The organism is Acinetobacter sp. HA (assembly GCF_000264725.1).
Lineage (GTDB): Bacteria > Pseudomonadota > Gammaproteobacteria > Pseudomonadales > Moraxellaceae > Acinetobacter > Acinetobacter schindleri.
In genome coordinates this window covers 1-980 of the sequence record NZ_AJXD01000102.1, presented here as the reverse complement: position 1 = coordinate 980, position 980 = coordinate 1, and the positions used below count along the sequence as shown (strand labels likewise).

Below are 980 nucleotides of genomic sequence, written 5' to 3'. Positions count from 1 at the left end.
AAGGTCGTTCAATCTCAGGATTTTCTTTTAGCTTTAAGCCAAAGAAAGCAACTATTCGATCTATAGAAACTAATAGAGATCCTAATACAACTGATCTGTTCTCGAGAATGACAGATAAGCAACGCCACTTATTCGCTACTAAACTTTCCGAACTACCAGAAATGGGTAAGTATTCTCAGGGTACAGAAAGCTATCCACAATTCGCTATACGTATTGCTGAAATGCTTCAAGATAGTGAAAAATTCCAAGAATTATTCCCTTATCTTCAAAAAGTTGGCTATCAATCTGCCTAAAATTTATACTTGATCATTTGTCTATTAGGCAGTCTAATAGACAACAACTTTTGACAGAGTTAGGCATAGATTTACAGCATGAAAAGCCTTACAGTTCTTGAGCTTTCTAAGCTTTACAATATCAATAGACAAACGATTTACAACAACATAAAGAAAGGAATTTTAAGTAAAAATTCTGATAATAAAATTGATCTGGCTGAAGCTATCCGTGTTTTTGGCGAACCTTCAAAAAAACTAGATGTAAAAGAGTCTGTAAAAATAGACAGTCCAAATTCGGCAGAAGTTTTACTACTTAGGCAACAGATAGACATGCTGAAAAATCAGCTTGATGATGCAAAAGAGCGTGAATCCTTTTATCAAAATCAAATTGAGACGATGCAACGTCTACTGGAAGCACCCAAACCAAAGATCCAAGACCCTAGTGAACTCCAACTCCCTCAATCAGCTCCCATTGTAGAAATGAAGGAAGAGGTAATAGTCGTTCCACCTAAAGATGACGGATTGACTACTCCAGAGAACAAACGTATCCCTGTCCCAGAACACGTTGAGCCTGAACCTAAAAAGAGAGGCTTCCTGAGCCGTTTTTTCCTTCCTTATGGTTAGCCAGGACTCCAATTTTTTGATGAGCCAATTTCAGTGCAAGCACATGAAATAATGACTCATCAAAAAACCGGATGAGGTTTATTA

Annotated in this window: 1 protein-coding gene and 1 pseudogene; both read left to right on the top strand. The window is 37.1% G+C overall.

The annotated features are described in order from the left end of the window. Positions 1-293: pseudogene (locus tag HADU_RS15115) on the top strand (replication initiation protein); the annotation flags it as partial. A 78-nt stretch (positions 294-371) separates the two neighbouring features. Beyond that, on the top strand, positions 372-896 hold the full coding sequence (locus tag HADU_RS15110; RefSeq protein ID WP_008307689.1) for a plasmid replication DNA-binding protein: 525 nt from the start codon (positions 372-374) through the stop codon (positions 894-896). Positions 897-980 lie beyond the last annotated feature (84 nt).